Origin of the sequence: Ferrovibrio sp., from assembly GCF_002796975.1 — a bacterium.
Classification (GTDB): Bacteria; Pseudomonadota; Alphaproteobacteria; order Ferrovibrionales; family Ferrovibrionaceae; genus Ferrovibrio.
Window position 1 is genome coordinate 18,477 of the sequence record NZ_PEKV01000022.1, and the last position, 14,989, is coordinate 33,465.

At 64.2% G+C, this 14,989-nt stretch carries 16 protein-coding genes; 10 read left to right on the plus strand and 6 right to left on the minus strand.

The features are described from left to right. Positions 1 to 85: 85 nt before the first annotated feature. The gene (locus CTR53_RS20165) at positions 86 to 826 is read right to left on the minus strand and encodes an SDR family NAD(P)-dependent oxidoreductase (RefSeq protein WP_290817921.1); all 741 of its coding nucleotides are present in this window, start codon (positions 824 to 826) and stop codon (positions 86 to 88) included. Positions 827 to 1,172: 346 nt separating this feature from the next. Between CTR53_RS20165 and CTR53_RS20170 the strand changes: the two genes are divergently transcribed. From CTR53_RS20170 to CTR53_RS20195, 6 genes are all read left to right on the plus strand, one after another. Next, positions 1,173 to 2,297, plus strand: coding sequence for a carboxylate-amine ligase (locus CTR53_RS20170; protein ID WP_290817924.1), 1,125 nt, complete (start codon positions 1,173 to 1,175; stop codon positions 2,295 to 2,297). 45 nt (positions 2,298 to 2,342) lie between these two features. Further along, a complete protein-coding gene (locus tag CTR53_RS20175) occupies positions 2,343 to 2,633 on the plus strand; it encodes an RNA-binding S4 domain-containing protein (RefSeq protein ID WP_290817927.1) in 291 nt (96 codons plus the stop codon). A gap of 230 nt (positions 2,634 to 2,863) precedes the next feature. After that, positions 2,864 to 3,205 (plus strand): ferredoxin FdxA, encoded by a 342-nt coding sequence (gene fdxA, locus CTR53_RS20180; RefSeq protein ID WP_290817930.1) that lies wholly within the window; start codon positions 2,864 to 2,866, stop codon positions 3,203 to 3,205. A 388-nt stretch (positions 3,206 to 3,593) separates the two neighbouring features. Beyond that, a complete protein-coding gene (locus CTR53_RS20185; protein WP_290817933.1) occupies positions 3,594 to 4,598 on the plus strand; it encodes a CarD family transcriptional regulator in 1,005 nt (334 codons plus the stop codon). A gap of 150 nt (positions 4,599 to 4,748) precedes the next feature. Beyond that, the gene (locus CTR53_RS20190) at positions 4,749 to 5,648 is read left to right on the plus strand and encodes a hypothetical protein (protein WP_290817936.1); all 900 of its coding nucleotides are present in this window, start codon (positions 4,749 to 4,751) and stop codon (positions 5,646 to 5,648) included. A 57-nt stretch (positions 5,649 to 5,705) separates the two neighbouring features. Then, on the plus strand, positions 5,706 to 6,311 hold the full coding sequence (locus CTR53_RS20195; protein WP_290817939.1) for a PAS domain-containing protein: 606 nt from the start codon (positions 5,706 to 5,708) through the stop codon (positions 6,309 to 6,311). A 124-nt stretch (positions 6,312 to 6,435) separates the two neighbouring features. On the opposite strand, the gene CTR53_RS20200 is transcribed toward CTR53_RS20195, so the two are convergent. Both CTR53_RS20200 and CTR53_RS20205 read right to left on the minus strand, forming a co-directional pair. Further along, positions 6,436 to 7,890 (minus strand): M48 family metalloprotease, encoded by a 1,455-nt coding sequence (locus CTR53_RS20200; protein ID WP_290817941.1) that lies wholly within the window; start codon positions 7,888 to 7,890, stop codon positions 6,436 to 6,438. A gap of 1 nt (position 7,891) precedes the next feature. Next, the gene (locus tag CTR53_RS20205; RefSeq protein WP_290817944.1) at positions 7,892 to 8,692 is read right to left on the minus strand and encodes a crotonase/enoyl-CoA hydratase family protein; all 801 of its coding nucleotides are present in this window, start codon (positions 8,690 to 8,692) and stop codon (positions 7,892 to 7,894) included. A gap of 145 nt (positions 8,693 to 8,837) precedes the next feature. Here CTR53_RS20205 and CTR53_RS20210 point away from each other — a divergent pair, with 145 nt between their 5' ends. The 3 genes from CTR53_RS20210 (at position 8,838) to CTR53_RS20220 (ending at position 12,041) form a co-directional block, all read left to right on the plus strand. Then, positions 8,838 to 9,479 (plus strand): ribonuclease HII, encoded by a 642-nt coding sequence (locus tag CTR53_RS20210; RefSeq protein WP_290817946.1) that lies wholly within the window; start codon positions 8,838 to 8,840, stop codon positions 9,477 to 9,479. 292 nt (positions 9,480 to 9,771) lie between these two features. After that, on the plus strand, positions 9,772 to 10,800 hold the full coding sequence (locus CTR53_RS20215; RefSeq protein ID WP_290818144.1) for a site-specific DNA-methyltransferase: 1,029 nt from the start codon (positions 9,772 to 9,774) through the stop codon (positions 10,798 to 10,800). Positions 10,801 to 10,949: 149 nt separating this feature from the next. After that, positions 10,950 to 12,041, plus strand: a complete 1,092-nt coding sequence (locus CTR53_RS20220) for a PAS domain-containing protein (protein WP_290817949.1) — start codon at positions 10,950 to 10,952, stop codon at positions 12,039 to 12,041. On the opposite strand, the gene CTR53_RS20225 is transcribed toward CTR53_RS20220, so the two are convergent. Together CTR53_RS20225 and CTR53_RS20230 are read right to left on the minus strand one after the other, a co-directional pair. Then, entirely contained in the window at positions 12,038 to 12,481 is a 444-nt protein-coding gene (locus CTR53_RS20225) for a DUF3237 domain-containing protein (RefSeq protein WP_290817952.1), read from the minus strand. The genes CTR53_RS20220 and CTR53_RS20225 overlap by 4 nt on opposite strands. 10 nt (positions 12,482 to 12,491) lie before the next feature. Continuing rightward, positions 12,492 to 12,980, minus strand: a complete 489-nt coding sequence (locus CTR53_RS20230) for a MarR family winged helix-turn-helix transcriptional regulator (RefSeq protein ID WP_290817955.1) — start codon at positions 12,978 to 12,980, stop codon at positions 12,492 to 12,494. A gap of 106 nt (positions 12,981 to 13,086) precedes the next feature. On the opposite strand from CTR53_RS20230, the gene fabF reads away from it, so the two are divergent. Then, a complete protein-coding gene (gene fabF, locus CTR53_RS20235) occupies positions 13,087 to 14,370 on the plus strand; it encodes a beta-ketoacyl-ACP synthase II (RefSeq protein WP_290817958.1) in 1,284 nt (427 codons plus the stop codon). Here the strand turns inward: fabF and CTR53_RS20240 are convergent. After that, positions 14,367 to 14,972 (minus strand): hypothetical protein, encoded by a 606-nt coding sequence (locus CTR53_RS20240; RefSeq protein ID WP_290817962.1) that lies wholly within the window; start codon positions 14,970 to 14,972, stop codon positions 14,367 to 14,369. The two genes, fabF and CTR53_RS20240, sit on opposite strands and share 4 nt — an antisense overlap. Positions 14,973 to 14,989 lie beyond the last annotated feature (17 nt).

Sequence of the window (14,989 nt, forward strand, 5' to 3'; positions counted from 1 at the left end):
TCAGCCGCCGGCAGAATACCACGCAAACTGGATGTGCTTCAGGTTAATCTACCTGAGCAGAAACTACAAGGCTTTGGGGGTAATTTCAGACGTGCTGGCCGCCGTTGATGTGGATTTCGGCGCCATTCACATAAGAAGACGTCTGCGTACAGAGGAAATAGATGGTCGACGCCACCTCTTCCGGCTTGCCCAGACGATGCATCGGGATGTCGCGGCGCACGATCTCGTCGGTGCCAGGCGACAGGATCGAGGTATCGATTTCGCCCGGGGCGATGGCATTGACCCGCACGTTATGCGGCCCGAACTCCCAGGCCATTTCTCGGGTCAGCGCCGCCAGCGCCGCCTTCGAGGTGGCATAGGCCATACCGGCAAAGGGATGCACGCGACCGCCGGCAATAGAGGTGACGTTGACGATCGAACCCTGCGCCGCCTTCAGCTCCTCGAACAGACCTTTGGCCAGCAGGGCGACCGAGAACAGGTTGACGTTATAGACATGCATCAGCGCGGCGAGATCGGTGTCGAGTACGCCCATACGTGCGCCGCCCGCGCCCTTGGGCGAGATCGCCGCATTGTTGACCAGCGCATCCAGCTTGCCGTCGGGCAGGCGCTTTTTCAGATCGGCAATTGTCGCCGGCAAGGTGGAAATGTCGCTGAGGTCCATCTGCACATGGCTCTCGGCGCCGCCCTCCCAGGGGCAGTGTTCCGAAAACGGCTGCCGCGACACGGTGAAGACCCGCCAACCTGCGGCGGAGAAGCGTTTAACGGTGGCATGGCCGATACCACGGCTGGCACCGGTGAGGATGAGTGTGCGCTGACGATCTGGCATAGATGCAAATCTATCGCAGCAGAGGGGCGGAAACCAGCGGTCGCGCGCAAATAGCCTCAGCCACCCGGTTTCGCCAAAGTGCCCTGGGGTGTGACAGTCGCCGCCCGCTGGCGGTTGTCGATGTCATACGTCATCGCGCGGGAGAGACGCCAACGGCGCAGGGCATGTTCGGTCGCCGTCCCGCATGCGGCCACGGGCGCTGGCCGATATCCAGCAGCAAAACATCACATTCCTGCCGTATTTGCAGCGATGCAGCGGGGGAGTGTTTTCAACGCCGCATCGTTTCCAAGGGCCGCGCCGGCCGCAACAGGTCCTGGTCGCCGCACGGCTATCGCATGGAGACTGCATGAACCCGGGTTACACGCTTGGCATCGAAGAAGAGTATTTTCTCGCCGAGACCGACGGCAAGAATGCCGTATCGCGCGTGCCGGACGGCTTCACCCGGCGCGCCGCCGGCGTGCTGGGCGCACAGGTGACGCCGGAACTGCTGCAGTCGCAGATCGAAGTGGTGACGCCGGTTTGCAATTCGCTCGACGAGGCGCGCCAGCATCTGCGCCGCTATCGTCGCGCCCTGAAAGACGCCGGCGCGGAATTCGGCATCGAAGTCTTCGCCGCCGGCACGCATCCGATGGCGGAATGGTCGGAGCAGACGCCCACCGAAAAGCCGCGCTACGAGAAGCTGGCCAACGACCTCAAATTCCTCGCCAGGCGCAACATGATGTGCGGCATGCATATCCATGTCGAGATCAGCGATCCGCATGTGCGCATCGACGTCATGAATCGCATGCTGGCCTTCCTGCCGGTGCTGCTGGCACTCAGCACCTCGTCGCCCTTCTGGCGCAAATATCCCACCGGTCTGATGGGCTATCGCCTTGCCGCCTATGACGAGCTGCCGCGCACCGGCATTCCCGACTTCTTCATGAACCTGGCCGACTACAACAGCTTCGTCGACACGCTGGTCTCGGCCGGCGCCATCGAAGATTCCAGCCATGTCTGGTGGGCGATCCGGCCCTCTTTGCGCTATCCCACGCTGGAGCTGCGCATCGGCGATTCCTGCACGCATCTGGAGGATACGCTCTGCATCGCGGCGCTGTATCGCTGCCTGATCCGCGCGTTGCGCCGCCAGCCCGAGATCAACGGCATCTGGCGCAACCACACGCGACTGCTGATCGAGGAAAACCGCTGGCGCGCCCAGCGCTACGGCACCACCGAGGGTATGATCGATTTCAACGAAAAGCGCATCGTGCCGTTTGCGGACGTGATCGAGAATATGCTGACCCTGGTGGCCGAGGATGCCGAGGCGCTCGACTGTGTGAAGGAAGTCCAGCATGCCCGCACCATCATCGCGCGCGGCACATCCGCGGCACAGCAGGTGGCGATCTATCGCAAGGCGCGCGACGAAGACGGTGCCACGCGGCCCGAGGCGCTGCAGCAGGTGATGCAATGGCTGGCGGAGACGACAGCGGCCTGACGACGGCCACCTAGTCATTGCAGCCCGGCGCGATATAGTCGCGGCATGCGTGACGACGACGATGACGACAACGACACTCCCGGCGCTCTGCGGCTCGACAAGTGGCTGTGGATGACCCGCTTCTGCAAGACGCGGGCGATTGCGCAGAAGCTGGCAAACAAGGGCCGCATCCGCATCAACGGCCGCGTGGTCGACAAGCCGCATGCGCTGGTGCGGGCCGCCGACGTGATCACCCTGCCGCTGCCGGCCAGCGTGAAGGTGCTGAAGGTGCTGCACCTGCCCGAACGCCGCGGGCCGGCGACTGAGGCGCAGGCGAGCTACGAACTCATTCCCTGATCTGCATGTCCTGATCTATGCCCAGGATTTTCGCGGCGGCGGCTGTGGATTCGCGGCGCAGTGTCGCAGCCGTTTCAGACCGGGCCGCACCAGATAAGGTTTGACTGCTCATCATATGTGTACAAATAATTGACCGTGATCAGGCCCTGTGCTACCCGACGGGCCGCCGCTGCCCCATATCAGCGGCACCTTCAGTGCAGACCAGCATTTTTCGACCCGGGATTCCGCCGATGACCTACGTCGTGAACGAGCAGTGCATCAAGTGCAAATACATGGATTGCGTCGAGGTCTGCCCCGTCGACTGTTTCTATGTCGGCGAGAACATGCTGGTCATCAATCCGGATGAATGCATCGACTGCGGTGTCTGCGAACCGGAATGCCCGGCCGAGGCGATCCTGCCCGATACCGATAACCGGGCCGAGAAGTGGGTCGAGATGAACCGGGAATATGCCGCCAAGTGGCCGAATATTACCCGCAAGGGCGAGCAGCCGGCCGATGCCGATGCCTGGAAGGGCGTCGAGGGCAAGTTCGAGCAGCATTTCAGCCCGAACCCCGGCCAAGGCAACAAGTAAGCCGGGTAACAAGTAATCCGCTTTCACAGCCGGATTTCGCGAAATCCGTCAGAGATCTGAAAAGATTCCACTTCCGCGCGCCTTGCAGGCTGCCTGAAGGGCGGTTCCCGTCTGTCATCAGGTGGGTTTTTGTGGTAGATTTATAACGATTGACTAACCCCGGCCTGCAATCCTCTGCGGTCGGACGGATGCTGGCCGGGCTGCAGGGGAGGCATGTTGCAGCTCCTGGTTGCGTTCGCGTTGCGGGTTTCGACCAAAGCGACTTTGCGGCAGGTTCTCCGCGAACCTGGGCAGGGGGCTATGTGGCTGAAGCCAGTTCTGGTGATGTCCCAGGCGGCCCGGTGGACCGCCGTTTTTTGATGCGTAACTGCCAAGCGAGGGTGGTCCAGTGACGAAAGCCGCAGTGAAGAAATCCGGCAAAGCGCCAGTCAAACCGGCAGCCAAGTCTGCGCCAAAGCCGGCCGCCAAGGCCGCGGCGACCAAAAAGACGGCGACCGTGGCCAAGAAGCCGGCCGCGAAGCCTGCTGCCAGGCCTGCCCCGAAGAGTGCTGCAGCCAAGCCGGCCGCGAAGAGCGCTGCTGCGAAGCCCGCCGCCAAACCAGCGGCCAAGCCCGTTGCCAAGCCGGCCGCGAAAGCGGCTGCACCCGCCAAATCTGTTGCCAAGCCGGCACCCGCCAAAGCCGCGGCAGCCGCAAAACCTGCTGCCAAGCCCGCCCCGGCCGGCAAGGGCACGGCCGCCAAGCTGGCTGCCGCGCCGGTGAAGCCGGCCTATCCGAGCCGCCCGCTCGCCGTTTCGGCGCCGCCGACCCGCCCCCTGCCGCAGCCGGTCAAGCCGCCTGCGGCCGAGCCGAAGCAGTCGCAGTCGGTCAAGCCGATGCAGCTCAAGCCGGTGCCGGCCAAGATCAAGGTGGATTTCGCCGCCGGCGACCATGTCGTCTATCCGACCCATGGCGTCGGCAAGATCCTGCGCATCGAGCGCCAGCTGATCGCCGGTTTCGAACTGGAACTGATGGTGGTGGAATTCGAACGCGACAAGATGACCGTGCGCGTGCCGCTGACCAAGGTGAATTCGGTCGGCATCCGCAAGCTCAGTTCGCCGCAGAAGATGAAGTCGGCGCTGGAGACCCTGAAGGGCCGTGCCCGCGTCAAGCGCGCCATGTGGAGCCGCCGCGCCCAGGAATACGAAGCCAAGATCAATTCCGGCGATCCGGTGTCGATTGCCGAAGTGGTGCGCGACCTGCATCGCAATGCCGGCCAGCCGGACCAGAGCTATTCCGAACGCCAGATTTATGAATCGGCGCTCGACCGCCTGGTGCGCGAACTCGCCGCTGTGGAACGCATCGATGAAGACTCCGCCGGCAAGAAACTGGAGAAGATTCTCAAAGTCGCATAGCAGGACGTCTTCCTGGGCGGTTTGATTCTGGTTTGTTCTCGCGATCACGCGAGACGCGAAAATATCACACGGCTTTTCGCTCGCATTCTTCAGCGGGTCCGGTAGCATCGGTTGCCGGACCCGTTTTCATATGGCCGATTCGTTATTGATTTGTCCGCGCCGCTGAGCATCGCCACCGCCCACGCACCGCCGCCGATTCCGGCAGCGAAACCGGCCCTTTCTGCGCCCGCCAAAGCACCGGCCGCCACCTCTGTTATCTCCGAAGCCTTTGCCGTGCTGCGCCATGCGCGCCGTGTCTGGGCCGTGGCCGCCCTGCATGCCGAGACTGCAAAGCTGCAGGAAGCGCATAACGAACTCGCCGCCCGTCTGCTGCCCGGCGACCGGCTGATCTATCTCGGCAACATGATCGGCCATGGCAGCGACACCATCGCCACACTGAACGAACTGCTGGCCTTCCGCCGCGACTTCCTCTGCCTGCCCGGCGCCATCCCGGAAGACATCGTCTACCTGCGCGGCGCGCAGGAGGAAATGTGGCGCAAACTCTTACAGATTCAATTTGCGCCTGGTCCGGCGGAAGTCTTCGACTGGATGCTGAAGCATGGCCTGGCGCCGATGCTGCAGGGCTACGGTGTTGATCCGCAGCAGGCACGCGGCGTGCTGCGCGAAGGCGCGCTCGGCATCAGCCGCTGGACCAACGGTCTGCGGGCGGCAATTCGCAAACATCCCGGCCATGACGACCTGTTCGGCTGCTTCCGCCGCGCCGCCTATACTGCCGGCAACGAACTGCTGTTCGTGCATGCCGGCATCGATCCCGCCGTAGCGCTGACCGCACAGTCGGATCATCTGTGGTGGGGCTCGCCGGCCTTCCGCAGCCTGACGCAGCCTTATGCCGGCTTCCGCCGCGTGGTCAGCGGCGGCAACCCACGCGGCGAGGGCGCGCATCTGGATGCCTTCACCTGCTGCCTCGACGGCGGCGCCGGGTTCGGCGGGCCGCTCAACGTCGCCTGTTTCGCGCTGGATGGCGCCCTGGTTGAAAGTTTCGCGATCTAGGCGACGAAATACCGCCTGACGGTTGCAAGATGGCGCGGCCTCGATAGCATGCCCGCCATGCAGACTCCCGAGATGGAGCAACTGGTCGTCGACATGCTCGGCGACCGACAGATGGTCCTCAAAGACTATTTCACCGCGCGTGGCGCACGCCTTGATATGCTGGCCTGGTATCCAACCACGACGGATACAGATCACGCCGCAATGCGATTTCTGATCGAATACTGGCATCGGCTGCGCGGCGATGCAGAGATTCCCAAGGCCTGCGATGTCTCGCCCTTCGAACTTAAGCCCGCGCTCGGCCACATCGTGCTGATCGACGTGCTGGAGGATGGCTGGGACGGCCGCTTCCGTCTTTACGGCACCAAGGTGGCCGAGACTTACGGCCGCGACATGACCGGCCGCCTGATCTCCGAGATCGATGGCGGCAACTATGTCTCGGTCTTCTTCCGCTCGCTGTATCGCGCCGCCTGGCTGCGCAGGGCGCCCTACTATTCGCATCATTTCCCACCCGCCCATGTGGCGGTGGAATCCTGGCAGCGCCTGGCACTGCCGCTGGCCGGCGCGGATGGTCAGGTCAGCCGTTTCCTGGCCTGCAACATCGCCGGCCCCTGGCGTCCGCCGGCCTGGAAAAGCAGGACCATCCAGCCGGAAACCGCGGCCTGAGGCGATCCTGGATCTGCAGCACGAGTACGGCGCGTCGACGGCATAGGGCAAATGCCCTCACCCTCCCGCTTCGCAGGCACCTCCCTCCCCCACTTGTGGGAGGGAGATGGGGTGAGGGCCTTGCTTACTCCACAGTCTTGAACTTCTCGCCCGCCTTGGGCTGTTCGCCGGCCTTGAGCGCATTCAGCACGCGCAGCTGTTCCGTGGCATAGCGACCGAGCGGCGTGGCGGCAGCGTATGTCTCCACCGTATCGCCGCTGCCGACCGTCACCACCTTCAGCCGTACCGGCTTCACAGCCTTCACCTCGGCATCCGACAGATGCTTCAGCGTGTTGACGCTGCGGATCACCGGCAGCTCGATCTTGGAGAGGCCGCCGGGCGGCGCGATGATCACGAAACGCAGGATCGCATCGGTCGGGAAGCCGACCGCGACGAAACGCACATCGGCATTGCCGCTTTTCATCTGTACGCGGCCCGAAGCCGTCGCCGCTGGCATGCCGTTGACCTTGATCTCTTCCGCATTGGACAGCCGCAGGTTCGGCAGCCAGATGCGTGTCAGATAGTCCAGTGCATTGCGTGAGGACTGGATCTTCTTCTTGTCGCCTTCGATGTCGAACTGCAGCCGGCCGCCCTGCCCCACGGCCAGCACAGCGTCGCTGGTATTGGAAATCCGCCAGCCATCGGGCACCGAGAAGCTGAGGCGCAGATCGGGATGCGTGAAAGTATTGCCGCGCACCACGCCTTCCTTCGGATCATCGCCATAGATCATGCCGTCGATGCGACGGAGATATTCGTCGCGATTGTAGACCGGCGAATTGGGATATTCCTTGGCCGCCGCCATCGCTTCTCTGACGCGCTGCGGGCCGCCGGGATGGGTGGCAAACAGGTCGTTCATGCGATCCTTGCCGGCCTGCCCCGCCATCTTGCTGGCAAGGTCGCTGTAGTCGCTCAAGCTCTGCAGGAAGGCGGCCTGCGCATCTGGGGCATAGCCGACGCGGGCGAGCAGCTTGACCCCGATGGTGTCGGCTTCCAGCTCGTTTTCCCGGCTGAAGCTGGCCAGATACGCACCACCGCCGACCTGGCCGACCTGGCCGATCAGGTCGCCGACACCGGAGCCGCCGAAGATCGAACCGAGGATGGAGGCGCCAGCCACACCGAGATTGGTGAAGACCGACTTGTCGTAACGCTTTTCCGAATGCTGCGCGATCACATGGCCGATTTCATGGCCCAGCACGCCGGCCGCCTCGGCCTCGTTGTTGCCCAGCGCCAGCGTGCCGCGCGTGATGTAGACATAGCCGCCGGGCAGCGCGAAAGCGTTGACGATCGGCGAGTTCAGCACCGTGAAAGTGAAACTGCTGGCCGCCTGGCCCGACTGGCCGGCGATCCGCCCGGCGATGCCGGCGACATAGCCGCCGATCTCGGGATCGTCATAGACCCCGCCGAATTCCTTGAGGATTTTCGGATGTTCTTCCTTGCCGACCTTCTTGGCGTCTTCCGGCGACATGAAGATCTGCGCCTGCGATGGCGCAGCCGCCAGCAGACCGGCGGCAAGACAGGCGATGGCGGCAAAGCGCTTCATATCAGCGTCCCTTAAATCTGGCGGCGCGTTTCTCGACGAAACTGGCGACGCCTTCTTTTATATCCTCGCTGGCCATCAGCACGGCCTGCGTGGCCTCGAATTCCGCCACTGCTGCGGCCGGGCCATTCTCCACGGCCTGTCGCGCATTGCCCAACGTGGCCGACACGGCGAGCGGCGCCTGTTCGGCAATCCGCGCAGCCATCTTCATGGCTTCATTGAACTGATCACCCGGCGCCGTCACTTCCTGCACGAAGCCGAGACGCAAAGCTGTCGCGACATCGAATTCGTCGCCGGTCAGCAGGTAGCGCATGGCATTACCCCAGCCGGCGCGCTCGACCATGCGGATGGTGGCGCCGCCGGTCGCCATGATGCCGCGCTTCACCTCCAGCTGGCTGAAACGGCAGTCGCTCGCGGCAACCACCACATCGGCGGCCAGCATCAATTCGATGCCGATGGTAAACGTAATCCCCTGTACGGCCGCCACCACCGGCTTGGTGCGGAACGGCGGCAGGTTGTTGCAGGGATCGATCTGGTCCGGTGCGCGCAGCAGGTTCCGCTTTCCACCGCCCATCAGGGGCGCGACCTTGGGGAGATCCAGCCCGGCGGTGAAATGCGGTCCTTCGGCATAGAGCACGGCGACGCGCGCTTCGGCATCGCGTTCGAAAGCGGTATAGGCGGCAGCGAGTTCCTTCAGCATCTTCGGCGTGAAGCCGTTCAGTTTGGCCGGCCGGTTGAGGCCGATCAGGAAAATCGCGCCTTCGCGCCGGGTGAGAATCTCGCCGTCCGGGTCGGCAGTTTTCATTTGCGCAGACATCCGCCGTTTTCCTCGCTGATAGGCAGGCGACTTTTCCATACCGCGCCGGATGCAGGCAAGGTGGGCCAGTATATAATGACCCCAGAATTACTGCGATTCATGGCAGAAGCTTGGCATTGAGGGGGATGGTTCGGTGCCCGATTTCGCACTCGAACTGAAACTGGCCGGACCGAACGGCGCTTTGATCTGCGGCGTGGACGAAGCCGGCCGCGGGCCGCTGGCCGGCCCGGTGGTGGCCGCCGCCGTGATCCTCGACCGGCGAAAGCGCCCGCGCGGCCTGGACGATTCCAAGAAGCTGACACCCGAACAGCGCGAACTGCTGTTCGGCCGGTTGTTCGATTATGCGCGTGATGGCCATGCCCATATCGGCATCGGCGCGGCTTCGGTGGCTGAAATCGGCCGGCTCAACATCTTCCATGCCACCATGCTGGCGATGTGCCGCGCCGTGACGGCGTTGCGCGTGCATCCCGCGCATGCGCTGATCGACGGCAATCATGCGCCCAGGCAGTTGAGCTGCCCGTCCACGCCGGTAGTGGGTGGCGATGCCCTGAGCATTTCGATCTCGGCGGCCTCCATCGTGGCCAAAGTGGTGCGCGATCGCGCCATGGCCAAGCTGCATACGCGCTACCCGCAATACGGCTGGGCCAACAACAAGGGCTACGGCACGCCGGAACACCAAGAAGGGCTACGCCTCGCTGGAGTCTCCAAACACCACCGACTAGGTTTTGCGCCTGTGAGGAGTCAGCTGACTCTAGATTTAGTGTTAACCAATTAAAAACCTAGAGAATCTAATAACTTGCGGATCGTTTTTGGGGGATGATCCGCACATGGCGCCGACGTTTATCGATCCGACCAGCAAGTCCCGCAACAAGGCCGGGCTGCGCAAAGGTCATCTCCGGCTTGTCGGCACCAGCCCGGACACCAAGCGCACCGCCACCGCAACCCGGGCCCAGGCTAGTGTTTCTCGGCCGTTGCTGGCCAAGCCGGCGCGCGCCGAACTGGCGCAGAGCCTGCCGCATCCCGACCTGCCGCTGGACCGGATCCTGATCGGCGAATGCATCGCGCAGATGAACGCCCTGCCGGCGGAATCGATCGACTGCATCTTTGCCGATCCGCCGTACAATCTGCAGCTCAGCGGCGAACTGCGCCGCCCGAATGACAGCATGGTCGATGCGGTCGACGACGACTGGGACAAGTTCGACAGCTTCTCGGATTACGACGCCTTCTCCAAGGCCTGGCTGAAGGCGGCGCAGCGCCTGCTAAAGCCGAACGGCACCATCTGGGTGATCGGCAGCTACCACAACATCTTCCGCCTCGGCGCGCAGCTGCAGGATCTCGGTTTCTGGATGCTGAACGATGTGGTCTGGCGCAAGACCAACCCGATGCCGAATTTCCGCGGCAAGCGTTTCACCAATGCACATGAGACGCTGATCTGGTGCGCCAAGAGCCAGGATACGCGCGGCTATACCTTCAACTACGACGCCATGAAGGTGCTGAACGACGACCTGCAGATGCGCTCCGACTGGCTGATCCCGATCTGCTCGGGCGGTGAACGCCTGCGCGGCGAGGATGGCGCCAAGGCGCATCCGACGCAGAAGCCCGAAGCCCTGCTGCATCGCGTGCTGGTGTCATCCACCAAGCCGGGCGATGTGATTCTCGACCCCTTCTTCGGCTCCGGCACCACCGGCGCCGTGGCCAAGCGGCTCGGTCGCCGCTTCATCGGTATCGAGCGTGAAACACGCTACGCAAAAGCGGCAGAACGCCGCATCTCTACCGTACAGCCGGCAGCGCATGACGATGTCGAAACCATGCGCTCGAAGAAGGAAGAGCCGCGTATCCCGTTCGGCTGGGTGGTCGAACGCGGCCTGCTGCAGCCCGGCACCGTGCTGTTCGACCAGTCGCGCCGGCATTCCGCCAAGGTGCGCGCCGACGGCAGCCTGGCGACGCGCGATGCCAGCGGTTCGATCCACAAGATGGGCGCTCATGTAATGGGCGCCACCGCCTGCAACGGCTGGACCTTCTGGTATTTTGAAGTCGAGGGTCAGCTGAAGCCGATCGACATCCTGCGCCAGAAGCTGCGCGCCGAAACCGCCTGACGTCGAAAAGCGGCATTTTCGCCGCTCGTCAACCGAGTCCGACACTGGAATAACTGGCCTGATTCGTCAGGCCAGTGTTACCCTGCGTCATACGCCGTAAGGGTGATTCGCCGGAGCATTCTGGCGATCGGCGTTCAAGGGGATCTGGGGTGTCGGAAAACCGGCAGACAGCATCAGCCGCATTGCTGCAGCGGCTGGCCGAGGATGATGAGTCGCTGCTCGACCGCAGCGATGCGCAGATCGATGCGATGCTGATCGAGCGGCTCTACCAGACCAGCTTCGCCACCCGCTATGTACCGATCCCGATGCTGTTCGGCGCCTTCGTCATCTATCAGGATTACCTGAGCTGGTGGCAGATCGCGCTGATCGGCCTGCTCTACAGCATTGCCACGCTGCATCTCGACCGCCTGCGCGACGCCTATACCCAGAGCGGCGGGATGCAACCGGGCAAGGACTGGGGCATGCTGTTCGCCATCGGCTGCGGCGGCACCGGGCTTGCCTGGGGCCTGCTCGGCTGGTTCGGCTATCCGCCGGGCGACTTCGCGCTGCAAGCGATGCTCTGCGTCGCCTGGGCCGGGTTGACCACCAGCAGCCTGAACACCCGCGCGGTGCATCTGCCCTCCTTCTATGCCTTCATCATCGGCATCTCGGTGCCGTTCTTCGCCCGCGGCTTCCTGTTCGGCGAAGCCAGTACGGTCGGCATGGCCTTCTTCGGCAGCATCCTGCTGGCGGCGCAATGTTTCTGCGGCCAGGTCAACAACAGGCGCGAACGCCTGTCGGCCGCGTTACGACTGCGCAATGCCGAACTGATCGGCGAGATGGACCGCGCTCGTGCCGCCGCCGAAACCAGCCGCGTGGAACTGTCGCGCGCGCATCACAGCCTGGCCGCCGATTTCACCAGCCTGCAGCGGCTGAGCCAGACCGGCTCGTGGCACTGGCAGGGGCCGGACGGCCATGTGGTATGGAGCGACCAGTTCTACCGCCTGCTCGGCCTGGCGCCGCAATCCTGCCCGGCGGCACCGGCGGCCTGGCTTGATCGCGTGCATCCCGATGACCGCGAGATCCTGCGCAGCCATTACCAGCGCCTGCGCCATGACGCGACACGCGACACGGTCAGCTTCCGGCTGGTCGGTGATGCCGCACCCGCCATCTGGCTACAGTCGATTGCCGAAAGCGAGCGCGGCCCGGATGGCAGCGTGACCTGGATTCGCGGCCTGCTGCGCGTCGAGTCCGAAAGCTAGTCCACGCTGTAGACCTTCAGTCGCACCTGATCTGGCGTGCGTTCGCCAAGGCCGACATGCAGGCGGTGCACCAGCCATTGCAGGTCGGGCGCCGCCGTCTCGAACCGCATCGCCGTCCGCATGTAATAGGCCGACGGATCGACACGCTCGCCGCGCGCCAGTTTCGCCATCACTTCGGCCGGGCCGATGCGCAGGCCGCGGCTCCAGACTTCGATCTGCGCACCGCTGTCGAGTTTCAGCATGTAGCGCGCATCGAGGTCGGCGAGGCCGTCCGGGCGCAGCACCTGCCAGTCCGCTCCGCCGGACAGTATCACGCCGCTGATCTTGCCGCTGACGCTGCCGCCGGTGATCGGCACGCAGCGGCGTTCGCCGGCCGCGTCGCGGCCGACGCTCTGCGGCACACCCACATCGACGGCAAGTTCGAATACCGGTGTCAGCATGGCAGGCCTCCTAGCTTCTCAATTTCTCGATCGTCTGGCTGAGCTGGTGATGCAGCGCGGCGGTCTGCGCCGCGCCCAGTTTTTTGGTCAATGCCGCTTGCGCCTTCTGCCACAAGGGCAAAGCGCGGGCGAACAACCGGCGGCCTTCGGGCGTCAGGCGCACGACGCGGCGGCGGCGATCATCGGCGGGTGTACCCTGCGAGATCAGGTTGCGTTTTTCCAGCAGCCGCAGGTTGCGGGTCAGGGTGGTGGAATCGACACCGATCAGCTGCGCCAGTGCCGTCACCGACAGGCCGTCCTCCTGGTACAACGACGCCAGAGTGGCGAATTGCGGCATGGTGAGATCGACTTCGGCGATGAAGGCATTATACGCCTGCATACCGAGCCGGGTGGCGGCGTGCAGACGAAGCACCGTGCAGCCCTCTTCCATCAGCTGGCGGAAGGCAGCGGGATCGGGCGACGGGTCATTCCGCCGGGCAGATTCACGCTTGCGACTCATGCCCACCTGAATACCCGGTTCGGCAGGCCTTGCAAACGCCTTCGCCGCATCTTATCTGTAGCTGCATTATATGTATATACATATTTATGGCAAACAGGAGAGCATCATGGCCACCGATATTGGGCGCAACGTCGTCGTCACCGGACTGGGCCTCGTCACGCCACTCGGCGTCGGCACCGCGATCAACTGGCAGCGCCTGGCGGCGGGATTGTCCGGCCTGCGCCGCATCACCGGCTTCGACACCTCCGACCTGTCCGCGAAAGTGGCGGGCATTGTGCCGGATCTCGCCAGTGATCCGCATGGTTTCGATCCGGAGGCTGCCGCCCCGGTGAAAGACCGCCGCAAGATGGACCGCTTCATCCAGTTCGCGCTGGTGGCCGCCGCCGAAGCACTGAAACAGGCCGGATTTTCTCTGACCGACGCAACGGCGACCGCAAAGGCGCGCGCCGGCTGCATCATCGCGACCGGCATCGGCGGCTTTCCGGCGATTGCCGAGGCAACCCGCACGGTGGAACGCGCCGGGCCGCGCAAACTGTCGCCTTTCGTGATCCCCTCCTTCCTCGGCAACCTGGCGGCCGGCCAGGTCTCGATCCGCCACGGCCTGCAGGGCCCGCTTGGTTGTCCGGTGACGGCCTGCGCCGCCGGCGCCCAGGCCATCGGCGATGCCGCGCGCCTGATCCGCAGCGGCGAGGCCGACGTGATGCTGGCCGGCGGAACCGAGGCCTGCATCGACCGCGTCAGCCTGGCGGGCTTTGGCGCGGCGCGTGCATTGGCCACCGCGCATAACGACGACCCGGAGAAAGCCTCGCGGCCCTTCGACGCGGCACGCGATGGCTTTGTCATGGGCGAAGGCGCCGGACTGCTGGTGCTGGAAGCGGAAGAGCATGCGCGTGCCCGCGGCGCCGACATCCTTGGTCGCGTGCTGGGCTATGGCACGACGGCGGACGCGCATCACATCACCGCCCCGCCCGACGATGGCAACGGCGCATACCGCGCCATGCAGATCGCGCTGGACCAGGCCGGGCTGGATCCGTCGCGGATCGGCTATATCAACGCGCATGCCACCGCCACGCCGGTGGGCGACGCGGCCGAAGTTTCGGCGGTGAAAAACCTGTTCGGCAACGGGATTGCGCAGCTGGCGATGTCGTCGACCAAATCGGCCATCGGGCATCTGCTGGGCGCCGCCGGCGCGGTGGAGGCGATCTACAGCCTGCTGGCCGTGCGCACAGGCCTGCTGCCGCCGACGCGCAATCTCGACCAGGTCGATCCGGCCTGCGACAGCATCGACCTGATACCGCATCAGGCGAAGGAAAAGCGCATCGACTACGCGATGTCGAACGCCTTCGGGTTCGGCGGCGTCAATGCGGCACTGATCCTGGGCAAAGCCTAGGCCGACAGGTCGACCGCGCCGCCCGGGCTGGGCAGCGAAGCCGCCTGCAAGCCGGCGAGGTCACGCTCGGCTTCCGCCAGCATCTTTTCCATCTCGACGCGGTCTTTCTTCGCTACGTCGGGATGGAAGGCGGTCTCGCGCAGCTTGCGCATGATCTTCTTCAGTTCCTTCAGCAGGCCGGCCGCTTCGGATTTCAGGCTGGTGAGATCGTTGCCGTCGGCCAGTGCCTTCATCTGCTCGCCGACCCGATCCGTAGCCGTCGCTGCAGTTTCATCTTTCTGTGCCGCCGCCTGCTCAGTCTTGACCGTATTCGCGTTGGGGGCAGCAACCGGCGCAGCGCCACCACCGCCGGCTTCGTTCAGCGCCTTGCCGAGTTCGCGCGCGGCGTCGCGGATTTCCTTCGCCACCTTGCGCGCCAGTTTCGCATCGCCCGTCGCCGCCGCCGAACCGGCAGCCAGCTTCAGCGCATTCAGCTTCGCCTTGATCTGCTCGATCTTGCGGCGCGCGGCTTCCTGGGCGGCTTCGCTTTTCTTGCTTTTCAGGTTTTGCAGAACTTCGTCGAGCCGGTTTTCGGCTTCGGTCTTCCTGCGTGGCTGCCGCAATGCTTCGAGCGCATCGC